Origin of the sequence: Micromonospora craterilacus (assembly GCF_003236315.1) — a bacterium.
GTDB lineage: Bacteria > Actinomycetota > Actinomycetes > Mycobacteriales > Micromonosporaceae > Micromonospora > Micromonospora craterilacus.
In genome coordinates this window covers 1-13,109 of the sequence record NZ_POTY01000207.1, presented here as the reverse complement: position 1 = coordinate 13,109, position 13,109 = coordinate 1, and the positions used below count along the sequence as shown (strand labels likewise).

At 70.7% G+C, this 13,109-nt stretch carries 24 protein-coding genes; 23 read left to right on the top strand and 1 reads right to left on the bottom strand.

The window, feature by feature from the left end; all coding sequences use genetic code 11:
- The first annotated feature begins 184 nt into the window (after positions 1-184).
- Positions 185-1,387 (top strand): site-specific integrase, encoded by a 1,203-nt coding sequence (locus C1I95_RS36945; protein WP_146605846.1) that lies wholly within the window; start codon positions 185-187, stop codon positions 1,385-1,387.
- A 166-nt stretch (positions 1,388-1,553) separates the two neighbouring features.
- On the opposite strand, the gene C1I95_RS25825 is transcribed toward C1I95_RS36945, so the two are convergent.
- The gene (locus C1I95_RS25825; RefSeq protein WP_158566473.1) at positions 1,554-1,964 is read right to left on the bottom strand and encodes a helix-turn-helix domain-containing protein; all 411 of its coding nucleotides are present in this window, start codon (positions 1,962-1,964) and stop codon (positions 1,554-1,556) included.
- Between the two features lie 143 nt (positions 1,965-2,107).
- Here C1I95_RS25825 and C1I95_RS25820 point away from each other — a divergent pair, with 143 nt between their 5' ends.
- From C1I95_RS25820 to C1I95_RS25715, 22 genes are all read left to right on the top strand, one after another.
- A complete protein-coding gene (locus tag C1I95_RS25820) occupies positions 2,108-2,347 on the top strand; it encodes a helix-turn-helix domain-containing protein (protein ID WP_111217520.1) in 240 nt (79 codons plus the stop codon).
- Positions 2,344-2,643, top strand: coding sequence for a hypothetical protein (locus C1I95_RS25815; protein ID WP_111217518.1), 300 nt, complete (start codon positions 2,344-2,346; stop codon positions 2,641-2,643). Before C1I95_RS25820 ends, C1I95_RS25815 begins: the two co-directional genes overlap by 4 nt.
- Before the next feature lie 246 nt (positions 2,644-2,889).
- Complete coding sequence (locus C1I95_RS25810) at positions 2,890-3,099, top strand: hypothetical protein (RefSeq protein ID WP_111217516.1); 210 nt, start codon at positions 2,890-2,892, stop codon at positions 3,097-3,099.
- Positions 3,096-3,323, top strand: coding sequence for a hypothetical protein (locus C1I95_RS25805; RefSeq protein ID WP_111217514.1), 228 nt, complete (start codon positions 3,096-3,098; stop codon positions 3,321-3,323). Before C1I95_RS25810 ends, C1I95_RS25805 begins: the two co-directional genes overlap by 4 nt.
- Positions 3,323-3,688: a hypothetical protein gene (locus C1I95_RS25800; protein WP_111217512.1), complete on the top strand. Its 366-nt coding sequence runs from the start codon at positions 3,323-3,325 to the stop codon at positions 3,686-3,688. The genes C1I95_RS25805 and C1I95_RS25800 overlap by 1 nt, the downstream gene beginning before the upstream one ends.
- Complete coding sequence (locus tag C1I95_RS25795) at positions 3,685-4,035, top strand: hypothetical protein (protein WP_111217510.1); 351 nt, start codon at positions 3,685-3,687, stop codon at positions 4,033-4,035. Before C1I95_RS25800 ends, C1I95_RS25795 begins: the two co-directional genes overlap by 4 nt.
- Entirely contained in the window at positions 4,035-4,463 is a 429-nt protein-coding gene (locus C1I95_RS25790; RefSeq protein WP_146605845.1) for a helix-turn-helix domain-containing protein, read from the top strand. Before C1I95_RS25795 ends, C1I95_RS25790 begins: the two co-directional genes overlap by 1 nt.
- Complete coding sequence (locus C1I95_RS25785) at positions 4,456-4,686, top strand: hypothetical protein (protein ID WP_146605844.1); 231 nt, start codon at positions 4,456-4,458, stop codon at positions 4,684-4,686. The genes C1I95_RS25790 and C1I95_RS25785 overlap by 8 nt, the downstream gene beginning before the upstream one ends.
- On the top strand, positions 4,679-4,918 hold the full coding sequence (locus C1I95_RS25780; protein ID WP_146605843.1) for a hypothetical protein: 240 nt from the start codon (positions 4,679-4,681) through the stop codon (positions 4,916-4,918). Before C1I95_RS25785 ends, C1I95_RS25780 begins: the two co-directional genes overlap by 8 nt.
- Positions 4,915-5,112, top strand: coding sequence for a hypothetical protein (locus C1I95_RS25775; RefSeq protein ID WP_111217502.1), 198 nt, complete (start codon positions 4,915-4,917; stop codon positions 5,110-5,112). The genes C1I95_RS25780 and C1I95_RS25775 overlap by 4 nt, the downstream gene beginning before the upstream one ends.
- Positions 5,113-5,197: 85 nt before the next feature.
- Positions 5,198-5,623 carry a hypothetical protein gene (locus tag C1I95_RS25770; protein WP_111217500.1) on the top strand — a complete coding sequence of 142 codons (426 nt, stop codon included), beginning with the start codon at positions 5,198-5,200 and terminating at the stop codon, positions 5,621-5,623.
- Entirely contained in the window at positions 5,620-5,841 is a 222-nt protein-coding gene (locus tag C1I95_RS25765) for a hypothetical protein (protein WP_111217498.1), read from the top strand. Before C1I95_RS25770 ends, C1I95_RS25765 begins: the two co-directional genes overlap by 4 nt.
- Positions 5,838-6,911: a hypothetical protein gene (locus C1I95_RS25760; RefSeq protein ID WP_111217496.1), complete on the top strand. Its 1,074-nt coding sequence runs from the start codon at positions 5,838-5,840 to the stop codon at positions 6,909-6,911. Before C1I95_RS25765 ends, C1I95_RS25760 begins: the two co-directional genes overlap by 4 nt.
- A gap of 14 nt (positions 6,912-6,925) precedes the next feature.
- The gene (locus C1I95_RS25755; protein ID WP_111217494.1) at positions 6,926-8,146 is read left to right on the top strand and encodes a recombination directionality factor; all 1,221 of its coding nucleotides are present in this window, start codon (positions 6,926-6,928) and stop codon (positions 8,144-8,146) included.
- The gene (locus tag C1I95_RS25750; protein ID WP_111217492.1) at positions 8,143-8,922 is read left to right on the top strand and encodes a hypothetical protein; all 780 of its coding nucleotides are present in this window, start codon (positions 8,143-8,145) and stop codon (positions 8,920-8,922) included. Before C1I95_RS25755 ends, C1I95_RS25750 begins: the two co-directional genes overlap by 4 nt.
- Positions 8,910-9,800 (top strand): exonuclease domain-containing protein, encoded by an 891-nt coding sequence (locus C1I95_RS25745; RefSeq protein ID WP_233513887.1) that lies wholly within the window; start codon positions 8,910-8,912, stop codon positions 9,798-9,800. Before C1I95_RS25750 ends, C1I95_RS25745 begins: the two co-directional genes overlap by 13 nt.
- Complete coding sequence (locus tag C1I95_RS25740; protein ID WP_146605842.1) at positions 9,797-10,330, top strand: hypothetical protein; 534 nt, start codon at positions 9,797-9,799, stop codon at positions 10,328-10,330. Before C1I95_RS25745 ends, C1I95_RS25740 begins: the two co-directional genes overlap by 4 nt.
- Positions 10,331-10,924: 594 nt before the next feature.
- A complete protein-coding gene (locus C1I95_RS25735; protein ID WP_111217489.1) occupies positions 10,925-11,275 on the top strand; it encodes a hypothetical protein in 351 nt (116 codons plus the stop codon).
- Positions 11,272-11,544: a hypothetical protein gene (locus tag C1I95_RS25730; RefSeq protein WP_111217487.1), complete on the top strand. Its 273-nt coding sequence runs from the start codon at positions 11,272-11,274 to the stop codon at positions 11,542-11,544. Before C1I95_RS25735 ends, C1I95_RS25730 begins: the two co-directional genes overlap by 4 nt.
- Positions 11,541-12,107, top strand: coding sequence for a hypothetical protein (locus C1I95_RS25725; protein ID WP_111217485.1), 567 nt, complete (start codon positions 11,541-11,543; stop codon positions 12,105-12,107). The genes C1I95_RS25730 and C1I95_RS25725 overlap by 4 nt, the downstream gene beginning before the upstream one ends.
- Positions 12,104-12,478 carry a VVA0879 family protein gene (locus tag C1I95_RS25720; RefSeq protein WP_111217483.1) on the top strand — a complete coding sequence of 125 codons (375 nt, stop codon included), beginning with the start codon at positions 12,104-12,106 and terminating at the stop codon, positions 12,476-12,478. Before C1I95_RS25725 ends, C1I95_RS25720 begins: the two co-directional genes overlap by 4 nt.
- On the top strand, positions 12,475-13,092 hold the full coding sequence (locus tag C1I95_RS25715; RefSeq protein WP_111217481.1) for a hypothetical protein: 618 nt from the start codon (positions 12,475-12,477) through the stop codon (positions 13,090-13,092). Before C1I95_RS25720 ends, C1I95_RS25715 begins: the two co-directional genes overlap by 4 nt.
- Positions 13,093-13,109 lie beyond the last annotated feature (17 nt).

Below are 13,109 nucleotides of genomic sequence, written 5' to 3'. Positions count from 1 at the left end.
GGCGGGACTCGAACCCGCGACCGAGGGATTATGAGACGATCCCCGAAATAGGCCCTGACCAGGGGCGGAACGCTCCACCGCAGGTCAGAGGGGGTGCCGCAGCGACACCCAACGACACCCAGCGACACCGAAGGGTCACGCGGTGACCCCATGGGGTCACCGATTTCCGCTACCGTCCGAACCCGTGGCAACAATCGAAGACCGGGGCACATCGGTCCGGGTGTGCTGGCGGCTCGGCGGCACACGAGACGGGGCACGCATGTCCGCCCCGTTCAAGGGCTCCGACCCGACCGCCGTCCGAAAGCTCGCCGAACAGGCCCAGAAGCTGGTGAAGGCGTACCAGTACCAGATCACCCGCGACGAGGTGCTGCGCATCGTCCTGGGCGTCGAGGAGGCACCTCGGACCGGGGACATCACCCTCGCGCAGTGGGTCAAGATCTGGTACGAGGACCGCAAGCCCGCCGCTCCTGATGTGCCCGGCATGGACGACATCCAGGCGGACACCCTGGAGAAGTACATGCAGATACTCCGCTGCCGGGTGCTGCCGTATCTGGGCCACAAGTTCCTGCGCGAGCTGACCGCCGAGGAGGACGGCGAGAAAGTCCTCAAGGAGTGGATGCGGTCGCTGCGCAAGTCGCGGGTGAAGCGCACCAAGAGCAACCCGGGCGGCAAGCCGATCTCGGCGAACACGGTTCGCGCTGCCCATGCGGTGCTGCACATAGTGCTGGGTGCTGCCGTGCCGCGGTTCATCCCGTTCAACCCGGTGGCCCGGCAGGGCAACGAGCGGAAGAACCGGCTCGGCCTGCCGAAGGCTCCCCCGTTCGAGGGGATGTTCCTCGACGTGTGGGAGGTGGAGCGCATCCAGCGGCACTGCGACGAGCAGATCGCGGACATCTGGTTCGTGCTCGTGAACACGGGCTTGCGGCTGGGCGAGTTGCTGGCGCTGCGGGTCCAGGACGTGACGGTGGAGGGCCGCGAGCCTGAGGTGCGGGTGCAGCGGGCGTTGAAGGCCGGCGGCAGGATCGGGTTGCCGAAGTCGTTGACGTCAATCCGGCGGGTGTCGGTGTCAACCGCCGTCGCTGAGGTGCTCGCGGTGCTGTGCAAGGGGAAACGCCCCGGCGATTTGATCTTTCCGTGTCCGGGCAAGAAGCGCACCAAGGGCGCGGAGCCGACCTGGAACGAGAACAATTTGTACCGGCGGCACTGGCTGCCGTCCGTCGCCGCCGCGATGCGGTGCGGTGCGCATCCGCCACCGGAGCCACCCAAGCCGGCCCGGGGCCGCGCCGGAAGCTGCGCCATGACGAGGTGTCGACGTGCGGCTGCCCCGGGATCCTGCGCCGCCGGCCCCGGCTGCACGACGGCCGCCACACCCACGCCACGGATCTGATCAGGGATGGCTGGGAGATCCACGACGTGCAGCGGCGGTTGGGGCACTCCTCACCAATGACGACCCTCACCATCTACGGCCACGCCTGGGACGGCCCAAAGAAGAAGATCCTGGACGAGCTGGCGGAGCGGCGGCGCAAGAAGCTCATGCTGGAGGACGAGGCGGCTTAGGCGCCGCGCTCGCGAGCTTCCCGCTGCTCTGCTTCGCGGAGGCTGCGGATCTGTTCGAGGATGCTGTCGGCCCGGCCTCGCAGCCGTTCGGAGCGGTTGGGGTTGGTGCTGATTGAGCGGACGACTCGTTCGACGTGGGCCAGTTCGTCGTGGATGCCGGCATCCAAGGGTGTGGGTGATCCCCCGTTGCGGATGGCTCTGATGCTGCCTGGCGCCCACATGAGGGCGTGTTCGATGCCGGCGTAGTTGTGGGGGTGCGTCTGCCGGGCGTCGCCTTCGAGGTTGATCCAGGTGCCACGGCTGATGCCTGCTGCTGTGGCGGCGGCGTCGATGGTGAGCCGTAGGTTCTCGCGGCGTTGTCGCACGAGTTCGCCCAGGCTCGGACTTCGGTTGGCATGGTTGGCCACGCATCGAATGGTTGCAGTACAACCCAGTACAACGCCAGGTGGCCACGCGCATTTGAACTAGGTTGTTCATGGTTGGACGCCGACTCATGCTGTTATGCCCAAATCCTGGCGCAAGGTTGAACGAAGTTGTACCTTGTTGAACTATGAGGTACGCGCACGCCAACGTGGAGATCGATGGGGCTAAACTCCGCGAACTCCGCAAAGAAGCCGGACTCAACATCGTTCAACTCGCCAGCAAGATCGGCGTCTCGTTCAGCTACCTGGCCGCGATCGAACGCGGCGAACGCCCCACCGTTGCCCCCGCCCGCTACATCACCATCTGCGACGCGCTGGGCGTCGAAGACCGCACCACCCTCCACGCCAGCAGGGTCGCGGCGGCATGAGCATCGAGATCCCCGACCGGCCGCTCACCCTCCCCGAGGTCGCCCAGGTCACCGGCCTCTCGCTGCGCTTGATCGAGCGCGGATGCCGAAAGGGAGCCATCGAGCACACCCCAAAGGGTGAGGGCACCGAGCGGGTGCACCGAATCATGTACCCGCATCAGGTGCGGCTGCTGCTGGAGTCCCGCCAGGTCGGTGTCACGAAGCCGGTTGAGCAGCCGCCCGCCGACCCGATCCAAGAAGCGATCGAGGCGACCAGGGCGATGGTCGCCCGCCAGAACCGGCGGCATGTCGCATGACCGCACTGACTTCCACATGTCACCCGCACACCACGGGTGAGGCCGACTGCGCCCGGCCAGCCGTGGGCACCGCACCGACCCCCGCAGTGCCCACGGGAAGCACCGACCGTTTCGCGGCGGTCACCGCAGGCGCACGCACGAGCGGGCCGCACCCATAAGGCGCGGCCCGCTCGTGTGCCCTCCGCCGGGTGCGACCGGCGACGGGGCTGTCCATCGGAACCAACTACCAGAGGAGCAGTGGTCCCAATGACGATCAATCTACAGGACACCGACACCCCGGCCGCTAGCGAGCCGATCACCGTGACCGACCTCCTGTGCGGGCACCTGGTCGGCGAGGGATGCGACGAGACGTGCGCGTACTGGCGGGGCGTCGCGTTGGGCGAGCGCCCGCCGACGGACACGGTGGCGTTGCCGTGGCAGTTGCCCGGCGCGGCCGTGCGGGGTGAGGCCGCGTGAGCCGCCGCCGCTGGCGTCTCGTCAACGGCCGCCGCATCCCCGTAACCACCGCACCGGCCGCCGACTTTTCCGCCGAGTTGGTCGCGGAGCGGGACTACGCCGCCGAGGAGCGGTCCGGACGACGTGAGGACCGCATCGCCGGACTAGTCAGTGTTGCCGCGCTCGCCGCCCTGACTGCCGGGGCGTGGTGGGCGGTCAACGCCGCCGGCTGGCTGGGCATCTGATGACCGCGCCGCTGCCGGCCGGCGTCGGGGTCCTGGACTTGGTGCTGCTCGCCCGTACCGCCACCGTCGGCGCCCAGTACCACGGGATGGCTGCCGCCCCGCACGGGGCAACCAGCTGCGGCCTGTACCGGACGGACCTGTGGGTGGAGCCTGCCGCCCTCGCGGTCGGCATGGGTTGCCGGCCGTGCGTCGACTACTGGCCTGCCCCCGTCGCCGCACCGGCACCGGCACCCCGTCTGCGCCCTGCCTCCCCCTGGCCCGCCTTGAATCCGGCGTACGTGTCCCGCCTCGCCGGCCCGGACGACCGGACCGCCCGGCCGGTCACCGCGCTGCGCCCACCGGTGCCGCTGGCGGTGACCCGATGATCGGCTGGGTTCTCGCGCACGCCCCCGGCGCGTACGTCATCGGGAGCGTCGGCGTCGCCGTCGGCGGCGGCATTCTGCTGCACCTGGCCGTCGAGTGGCGGCGGGTGATCCTGGCCCGCCGGGAGGCGCAGGCACGCTACGAGGCCGCGCGCACCGCGGCCAGGGGCCGGCACCCCGCCTACCGCCAGCGTCGGCCCGGCCGGCTGGTGCGGGCGATCCGCGCCCTGTCGACCGTTCCCGCGCCGCGTGTCGCGCCGGACCAGCAGCCGTGGACCGCCGCGTCGGCCGCGTCGTGGCCGCTGCCGCTCGTCTACGGCGACACCGTGCCCGCGCAGAGGTGCCCCTGATGGCCGATGCCCTGCTGCTGGCACTCGGCCATCGAGTCCGACTCCTACGCGCCGAACGCGGCCTGACCCAACGCCAACTTGCCGAGGCCGTCGGCATCAGCCGCCCGTCGCTGGCGAACATCGAACGGGGCCGGCAGGAAACCTCGGTGTCGGTCCTGCTGCGGCTCGCCGCCGCGCTCGGGGTCACCCCCGGCGTCCTGGTCGACGGGCTCGGCGGGGCGACACCGGCCGTCATGCCGTGGCTGGAGCTGGCCCACGCGGTCACCTCTGCCGAGCGGGAGCACCGGCAGCGCGCCGACCGGGCGTGGCACGGCCACCGCTACCACGATGCGATTCGGGAGCGCGGGATCGCTGACGGGCTGGTCAGGGCGCGGGAGCTGCACCTGACGGTGGTCGCCGCAGCCAAAGGCGGTGATGGCCGTGGCTAGCCAGGCGCGTACCGCCGAGACTGCCCGCCGCGAGGCGCGGCGGTGGCTTGCCGCCGGCCTCGTCTTGCTGGTGGCGAGCACGGCGGCGGCGTTCTGGGCCGAGCTGTTCAAGGTTCCGCTGGCCATCGGCGCGCACACCTGTATCGCGATGTTCTTCCACGACCTCGGGTGGCGTCGGGGCTGGCTCGTCCGCGACGGGCAGGGCGGTGGTGGCCGTGGCTGAGCTGGCCCACCGCTGCGAAGTGGTCACCGACGACGACGGCCAGGTCATCGCCGTTGCCCGCGTCTCCCCCGAGCTGACCGATGAGGGCCGGCGTGCCCTGCGGAACGTGATCGGCGCGGCGATCCGACTGCACGAGTCGCAGCCCCCACCCAGCCGGGAGGAACAGGCGCGGGTGGATGCGGTGTGGGCTCGCCACCGGGAACGGCTGAGGCGTCTCGGTGGTGGCCGGTGAACGCGACGGACCGGATCGCGGTCGGCGCGACATTGTTCGTCGGGTCGCTGGTGGTGGATGCGGTGCTGCTGCGGTGGGCCGGGTTCCCGGTGTTCCTGGGCGCGGTCGGGTTCCTCGCTGCCGGGTTGTGGGAGGCGGGCCGGGCTTCGGTGCGGCGGGATGATCCACCCCCCAAAACACGCGGACTTCCTTAGCTAGTTCCGTGTAAATTCCTGAGGAATTCCGGTAGGGTCAGACATGTCAGGAAGCCCCGAAACCCGCACCCACCAGGAGGAACGCGTGACCACCACGACCGTCGCCGAACTGGTCGACCAGATGACCCCAGAGCAGATGCGCGCCGCCCTCCACCGGCTGGTCGACCTGTGCGAAGCCACCAGTTGGCGCGGCGACAACATCCCCGCCGACGGCACCCTGATCGTGCAGACCACGTCCGGCGGGCATCAGGACTTGCCGGAGACGGAGCGCGTGTTTCTCCGCTCCGATCTTCCCGAGGACCCCACCGACCCGGCGTACAACGTGCCGCTGTTCTGGCCGGTCGGTGGCCGCACCGAAGAGAACGCCAAGCCCCGCCGCCGCCAATCACTCGGCGAGCTGCTGTGGCTGGACGACCCGGAGTGCGACCGGGGCGACGTTTCCCTGGAGGCGTTCCTCGACGTGGTCGACATCCTGGCCACCCTCTGCGAGCCGAACGAGTCCGGCGAATGACCGCGACGACGCTCCGGCCCGCCGGCATGACGCCCGCCGGCCTCACCCCGGCACCGACCGTCTCCGCCGGGCCGGGCGTCGTCGCCCACCGCCCCACCTGCCCGTACTGCCTGGTCCGGGACATGCCGGGCTTGCTCGCCGGTAGCTGCGACTCCCCCGACTGCCGCAGCGCCTACCTCCGCGATGACGCCCGATTCGAGAGGTACGACGACCAGTGACCGTCACCGCCGAACCGGCAGCCACGCCGACAACGTCCGTGTTCCACGGCGTCGAGGAAACCGACGACAACCGCTGGTACCTGATCGATGACCTCCGGCTCATCTCCGCGTCCACCGTCGCCGGGATCATCAGCAAGGACGCCCTCACCCGGTGGGCCGCGAAGCTCGCCGCCGAGGCCGCCTTCGCCGAGCTACCCGTAGTGGTCATCGCCTCCCGGATCAAGCCATGCGGAAACACCGGCAGCAAATGCGCCGGCGAGGGCGGCCACGACACGCAGGAACGCTGCGACCGCTGCCCCTGCCTGGAGTGCAAGGCGTGCATGACCCGGTGGCTTGCCTCCCGGCACACCGACCACACCCGGCGCCGCGCCGACGAAGGCACCCGCACCCATGATGTCGCCGAGTGGTGGTCGCTGCACGGGGAGATCCGGCCGTACGACGCGGACATCACCCCGTACGTGAAGGCGTTCCAAGCGTTCACTGTCGAGTACGGGCTGACGCCGGACGACTTCCTGGTGTCCGAAGCGATCGTGGTGAACCGGGCGGACGGGTACGCCGGCACCACCGACGGCGTCCTGATCATCCGTGCCGACCGGACCGACGCCGCGGCGAAGCTCGTATCCCGGGTGACCGGGATCCCGTGGAAGCAGGCCAAGAAGCGCGGCATCACCGTCGTGCTGGTCATCGACTTCAAGACCCGCGAGGGCGAAGGCCCCCAGTTCTACGCCCCGCAGGCGTTGCAGCTCACCGCCTACCGGCACGCCAAGACCATCCGGATCAAGGGCACCGACATCGAGCAGCCGATGATCCCCACCGATGGCGGGATGCTCGTGCAGCTTCGCCCCGACGGGTTCACGGCCCGGCTGGTCCTGACCGATGAGGACACCTACCGGAGTGGTTTCCTGCCGGCCCTGGCGACCGCGCTGTGGGTGTTCGAGCAGGGCCCGGCGTCGATCAGTTCCCGGACGTTCGTGCTCCCGGAGACGCTGGCCGCCCGCCGCCGCAAGGCCGAACGCGAAGCCGCTGAGGCGGCCGTCGCCCCGCAGACCATCACCCACCCCGCCGCGTGAATCGAGGTACCCATATGCCGATCAAGGAATTGCAGCGCCGGCTCACACAGGTCGGGGTCATCCGTCTCGGCCAGCAGCTCATGTCGAAGAACAACAAGCCGTACCCGTCGAAGCTGGAGACGCTGCGGTTCACCTCCCCGTCGAAGGCGATCGTGGAGGCCGCCGCCGCCCAGTTCGGTGGCACCGTCCAGCCGTGGACACCCCCGGTCGGTGGCCCGCAGTTCGAGGTCATCACCGACGCGCGGGAGATCCGCGTGCTCGTGCCGCCGCAGCAGATCGACCCGAACTACGAACTGTGGGGCAACGGGTTCCGCAGCCGCATGTGCGACGGGGAGACCGAGCGGATCAGCCAGAAAGGCTGCCTGTGCGCGCCGGTCCGGGTCGCCGCCGAGGCGGCCGGGCGAAACCTCAAGCCGGGCGAGGTGTGCAAGCCGACCACCCGTATGTCGCTGATGGTCGCGGACATCCCGTCACTCGGCGTGTTCAAACTGGAGTCGCACGGCTGGAACGCCGCCGCCGAGTTGCCGGGGCTCGCCGAGGCCGTCGCCAACGCGCCGCGTCCGATCCCAGCATTGCTGGAGGTGCAGCGGCGAGAGAAGAAACTGTTCCACCCGAACAAGCCGGCCAACGAGCAAATCGAGTCGCGGGTGTACATGGTGCCCGTCGTGCACTACAACATCATGACTCCAGCGCAGGCGTTCTCTGGGCAGATCGGCGCGGCGATCGCGGCGGCGCAACGACGGGAGCTGGTCGCCGCGCAGCTTGCCGCGATCGAGGCTGGTCCGGCCGCCGACGGTCCGGCCGGTGACGGCGACAAGCTGACCCCGGCGGACGTGGTCCGGCTCGCCCCGTACACGAAGACCCTGGACCAGTTGCAGGCGCTCTGGAAGGACGCCCACAAGGACAAGGCGTTGACCGACGACACGGTTGCCGTGCTCAAGGCACGCGCCGCCGAACTGGAGATGGCCCGCCAGCAGCCCGCCCAGCCGTCCGAGGAGCCAGCCGAGGGTGCGCCTACGGCCGAGGCCGTGGAGGCGGTGTCCGGGGAGGTCGAGTCGGAGCCGGACAAGAACGCCCTGTGGGTGCAGATCCAGGGCATCGCCGGCTCGCGGAGGTGGAACGCGGAGGCGCTGGAGAAGCGGATCTACGACCGGTTCAAGCGGACCAGCGACGAGATGACCGGCTGGGACATGGCCGCGTTCATCTCCGCCGTGGCGAAGGGCGAGATCCAGTGACGGTCGCCGAGGTCATCGCCGCCCGGCGACGGCACATCCAGGAGTCCGCGCCGTGTGTGGGCTGCGGTGGCAGCCTCGCCGACTGCAAGGCCGCGCGGGGTACGGACCCGACCGCGCCGCCGTGGTTCGGCTGCTGCGCCCGAGGCGTCCAGGCCAGCATCCCGTGCCAGCACGAGCCCGACGCGCAGGCGGCTCTGGCGCTGCTCGCCGAGATCGAGGCCGGCGAGGTTCGCACCGTCGAGCAGGTCGAGGCGGAGCGGGCCGAGCGGAAGGCCCGCGCCGCAGCCCGAGGCATGTCGTGGTTCGAGTACCTGAACCAGGACCGGCAGTGGCAGCCCAACGGCCGCCCGCTGGTCGAGATCGCCGACATGGACCCGGCGTGGCGGTACAACGCCTCCCGCTGGCTGGAGAAGCGCGCCGCGAAGATCGGTGCGCGGTACATGCTCGCCGCCCACCTGTGGCTCACGGCGGTGATCGCTTCGCCGCTGGGCCCGTCGGAGAGTTCCGCCGACTCGCTGGAGCGCGACATCGAACAGCAGTGCTTCGAGATCGCCACCAACCCGGTCACTTGGATCCGCGTCACCGCCCTGTACCGGGCGCTGGTCGCCGGCCTGCCGGACTGCTCGGTGCAGCTCGAAGCGCTGGCCGCGCATGCCCGCCACTGGTCGACGTGCCCGGCCCGCAAGGGCGGAGACGAGTGCCGCTGTGACCAGCTGCGTGCCGACGACGACGAGCGGAAGGCCGCCGCCTCCGGCGTGCCGGAATGGACGATCTGATGTGGCACCTCGGGCCGATGCTGGCCTACGACTGCGAAACGACCGGCGTCGAGGTCGAGACGGACCGGATCGTCACCGCCGCAGTAGTGAAGATCGAACCGGGCTGCCAGCCATCGATCCGCTCGACCGTCATCAACCCCGGCGTCGAGGTGCCCGCCGAGGCGGCCGAGATTCACGGCTGGACGACGGAACGGGTTCAGGCAGAGGGCTGGGAGCCCGCCAAGGAACTGGAGTGGATCGCCGCCGACCTCGCTGCCGCTTTGGCCGCCGGCACGCCGCTGGTGATCGCCAACGCGCCGTTTGACCTGACGCTGCTCGACCGGGAGCTGCGCCGCCACGGCCTGGCCACCCTGGATCAGCGTCTCGGCGGACGTCCGATCGCCCCGGTCATCGACCCGATGGTCCTGGATCACGCCCTGGACCGGTACCGGCCCGGCAAGCGGAAGCTGGTCGACCTGTGCGCCGCCTACGGGACGCGCATCGATCAGGCGCACGACTGCACCGCTGACGCGCTCGCCGTCGCCCGCGTGGCTTTCAAGATCGGGCAGCGGGCACAGAGGGCGCTGGCGGCCCCCCTCGACGTGGCGGACATGTACGGTGACCGCCGCTACCCGGACCGGATTGTCCGAGGCTTCCAGGAGTTCGCCAAGCTGACCCTGGCCGAGGTCCACATGGCTCAGGTGGGCTGGCACGCCGGGCAGGTCGAAGGGCGCGCCCAGTATTGGCGGCAGAAGGCCAACGAGCTGGAGCACCGCGCCGACCGGGCCACCGATGAGGCGGAGCGGGTAACCGCGCTCGCTGACGTCGAGGAGTTGCGGCAGCGTGCCGCCGGGGTGTCCACGCAGTGGCCGGTCCGGGAGTGGGTGGCCCCGTCGTGAAGCCGTCCCGCTTGCCTGCCCGGTCCGCGAAGCGTGCCGCCGCCGACGCCGCCGCTGGCGTATTCCGGCGGTCGACGCTGAACCGCGTTGCCGGCCTGGCGCGTACGGGCGGGCCGAACCGGTCCGGGCAGTTGGCCCAGTCGTCGTTCAAGCCGGCCCGCTGGGTTGACACCGGCCCCACGGTCGAGGTGGAGGCGATCGTGGATCGCCGCTCCGGCGGCTGGTGCGAGTGGCCCGGCTGCCGACGCCCGCAGGTCGACCGGCACCACCGGCTCAACCGGAAGATCGGCGGCCGGCACGGCGCAGCCCGGGAACGCATCAACGGCGTGCCGTGGCTGCTCGGCGCGTGCCGACCCCACCACGACTTCGTGACCAACCCGACCGGCGACGACCGGGTGTTGGCCGAGTCGATGGGCTGGCTGCTGCGCGAGCACCAGGACGCCGCCGCGACGCCGGTCCTGACCCGGCACCGGCCGGAGCCGGTCCTGTTGACCGCCGATGGCGACTGGACTCCGGTGGTTGCGGCATGAGCGGCGACATGCGACTGAGCCGCACGCGAGGTCCGGCCCGTCCACCCCTCCCCTGTCCACAGCCCTATCCACAACTCCTGAGGAGACCCGCACCCATGGATGAGACGACGTACGCACCGGCCGCCAAGGTCGAGCAGGCCGTGCTCGCGGTCATCGCCGCCGACCGGCACGCCCGCCCCGAGGACCCGCACGCCGGAGCCACGCACGAGCACGCGCAGGAGGAACTGGCCCTGGCCTGCCGCGCCCTGACCGACGCGGTCACTGCGGGCGACCCCCGACAGTGGCCGATCGGCTGGGCGTGCGGGGAGGTTGGCACCAGCTTCCCGGACGACGAACCGGTGCACACCGCGCCGTGCCGGCTGCGTCCCGACCACGACGGCAAGCACGACTGGTCCATCGCCGAGGACACGGCCGAGGACCAGCGGACGGCAACCGCCGCCCTGCACATGCTGGGCCTAGCCGGCGACGAGTACCGGACGGAGCTGCTCGCCGCCGGAGCCGCCGACAGCGAAATCGACCGCGCGAGGCACACCGGCCGCGCCGAGATGGTCCGCGAGTTCGCGACAGGACTCGCCGAGCGGGCCGGACTGTCGAATGACCGGCTGGGAGCACATCAAACGGCACGTAGAGGCGCAGGCAGCGGCGCAGGAACAGGCCGCGCGACCCGGGCCGACCGCGGCCCGGAGCCCACTGTCCCCCGGGGTGCGCGCCGAGCTGGACGCGAAGGTCGGCCAGATCCGACGAGACATGGACGCGTTCATCCGCTCGGCGGAAGCCATCCTCGCGCAGGGCACGTCGCCGGAGGAAGCCGTGGCCATGCTCGGCTTGGGTTTCCGGCTCCTCAACCCGACGGGTGCCCGCAACCTGGCGGCCACCGCAGTGGTCCACCACGCGGTCAGGAACCGCGCCGCCCGCCCGACCGCTGCGACAGGGGCGGGCCGATGAGCACCGAGCCGGTCGGGTACATCGTCCTCATCCGCGAGCACGACCGCTGGTGCGACAACTGGGACGCAGAGGTCCACACCGATCAAACTGCGGGCGGCGAGGCGCTGACGGGGGCGCGAGCCGCCGGGTACGAGGCCATTCTGGTCGCCGCCGTGCCGGTCGACGCCGCGCCGATCGAGACGCCCGAGCAGTCGGCGGCGATCGTGGACGCGAACCTGCGCCAGATGGGCTGCGCTGGCCTGGTCCCCTCGGCGGAGGCGGGCCGGTGAGCACCGAGCGCGCCTACTCCACCGCCGACCCGGCCATCGTCGCCGCCTACCGGCGGGCCGTTGCCGCCCGCAAGGCCGCGTTCGATCGGCTCTCCGCCGACCTGAAAACGCTCGGCGCCGGCCCGCGCGTCAAGGCGTACGCCGGCACGTTCCCCGGCTCCGCCGACACCATTACCGCGATCGAGCAGCAGGGCGACCACATCCCCGATGGCTGGCGGCTCGTCCGGGGCAACCTGGAACCGCGTCGTGGTAAGCCGGGCGAGGATGCTCGGCGGTGGCTGGCCGACCACCAACCGGTCGACGTGCGGCACGCCATGGAGTCACACGGCTTGCCCCGGGCGGCGTGGATTCCTCGCGGCAGCGACCTCGGGTACCGGGTTGTCGCGCCGAGGCTGTTCGAGCACGACGGCACCCTGTGGGCGCTCTACGACGCCGAGCCGGGCACGGTCGAGTTCGACAGCGGCAAGTGCAGCTGGACGCCCCGGAAGCTGTCGGAGTTTCACGCCGCCGACGAGGCCCGCGAGGATGCCGCCGCCGCTGAGACAGCGCAGGTGCCGGCATGAGCGACCGCATGAAGCACCGCAAGCTAACCCAGCAGGAATTGACCGACGAGGCGTACCGCCGCTTCGGCCCCGACGTTCGGACGTTCGCCTTCCAGTGTCCGAACTGCGACGACATCGCCACCATTCAGGACTTCATCGACGCCGGGGACGGCAACCGGGCCGGGCAGGAGTGCATCGGTCGGCTGCTCGGCGGCTTGACGCCACGCCCCGACGGTACGAAGCGCGGCGTGCGCGGCTGCGACTGGGCAGCGTACGGGCTTTTCCGTGGCCCGTGGGAGATCGTCATGCCGGCCGAGGATGGCAAGCCGGAAAGGTCGGCGTGGTCGTTCCCGCTGGCCCCGGCCACCGTGCCCGCCGAGGTGCCGGCATGACGACCCTCGACGCCCGCACCATCGCCGCCGACATCATGACCATGAACGCCCGCGACGTCACCGAGACCGAGATTTGGGCCCACATCGGGCAGGCGTACGAGGACCGCGACGTAGACCCGGCCGTGGTCGCCGAAGCCCTGACGCTGATCGCCGAGGCCGGTATCGACCTGATCTGGCCCGACAGCACCAAGGACACGGAGCTAGACGCGGCGCGGGTCGAGAACGAGCGACTGGAAGCCGAACTGGACCAGCTACGCGCCGAGCGGGACCGGCTGGTCGCCGAGCGCGCCCCGATGCTGCGCCTGGTCAAGGCCGTGCGGGTGTGGCGGGTGCAGTTCTACAAGCCCGTCATCTGGCCTCGCGCCGCTGCGGTAGTCGCCGCACTCGACGCGCTGCCGCTCGCCGGCAACGGCGTCACCGGGCAGATCACCTTCGCAGACGGTGTGTGGTCGCTGCGGTGCAGCCACCACGGCTTGGTCGGCGGAGGCAACGGCGACGCAGACGAGCATGACCGGCTGGTCCGACTGTGGGCTGAGCACGACCAGAAGATGCACGGCGGCGATGGGGTCGTGGATATCGACCGCCTGATCGACCCGCGGGCGGTGAACGACTGATGCCGCCGTGCATCTTC

Excerpts from the sequence above, each read along its gene's own strand:
- C1I95_RS25820 (WP_111217520.1), top strand. The coding sequence starts at position 2,108 with ATGAGGTACGCGCACGCCAACGTGGAGATCGATGGGGCTAAACTCCGC.
- C1I95_RS25815 (WP_111217518.1), top strand. The coding sequence starts at position 2,344 with ATGAGCATCGAGATCCCCGACCGGCCGCTCACCCTCCCCGAGGTCGCC.
- C1I95_RS25810 (WP_111217516.1), top strand. The coding sequence starts at position 2,890 with ATGACGATCAATCTACAGGACACCGACACCCCGGCCGCTAGCGAGCCG.
- C1I95_RS25800 (WP_111217512.1), top strand. The coding sequence starts at position 3,323 with ATGACCGCGCCGCTGCCGGCCGGCGTCGGGGTCCTGGACTTGGTGCTG.
- C1I95_RS25795 (WP_111217510.1), top strand. The coding sequence starts at position 3,685 with ATGATCGGCTGGGTTCTCGCGCACGCCCCCGGCGCGTACGTCATCGGG.
- C1I95_RS25790 (WP_146605845.1), top strand. The coding sequence starts at position 4,035 with ATGGCCGATGCCCTGCTGCTGGCACTCGGCCATCGAGTCCGACTCCTA.
- C1I95_RS25765 (WP_111217498.1), top strand. The coding sequence starts at position 5,620 with ATGACCGCGACGACGCTCCGGCCCGCCGGCATGACGCCCGCCGGCCTC.
- C1I95_RS25755 (WP_111217494.1), top strand. The coding sequence starts at position 6,926 with ATGCCGATCAAGGAATTGCAGCGCCGGCTCACACAGGTCGGGGTCATC.
- C1I95_RS25745 (WP_233513887.1), top strand. The coding sequence starts at position 8,910 with ATGGACGATCTGATGTGGCACCTCGGGCCGATGCTGGCCTACGACTGC.
- C1I95_RS25735 (WP_111217489.1), top strand. The coding sequence starts at position 10,925 with ATGACCGGCTGGGAGCACATCAAACGGCACGTAGAGGCGCAGGCAGCG.
- C1I95_RS25730 (WP_111217487.1), top strand. The coding sequence starts at position 11,272 with ATGAGCACCGAGCCGGTCGGGTACATCGTCCTCATCCGCGAGCACGAC.
- C1I95_RS25720 (WP_111217483.1), top strand. The coding sequence starts at position 12,104 with ATGAGCGACCGCATGAAGCACCGCAAGCTAACCCAGCAGGAATTGACC.
- C1I95_RS25715 (WP_111217481.1), top strand. The coding sequence starts at position 12,475 with ATGACGACCCTCGACGCCCGCACCATCGCCGCCGACATCATGACCATG.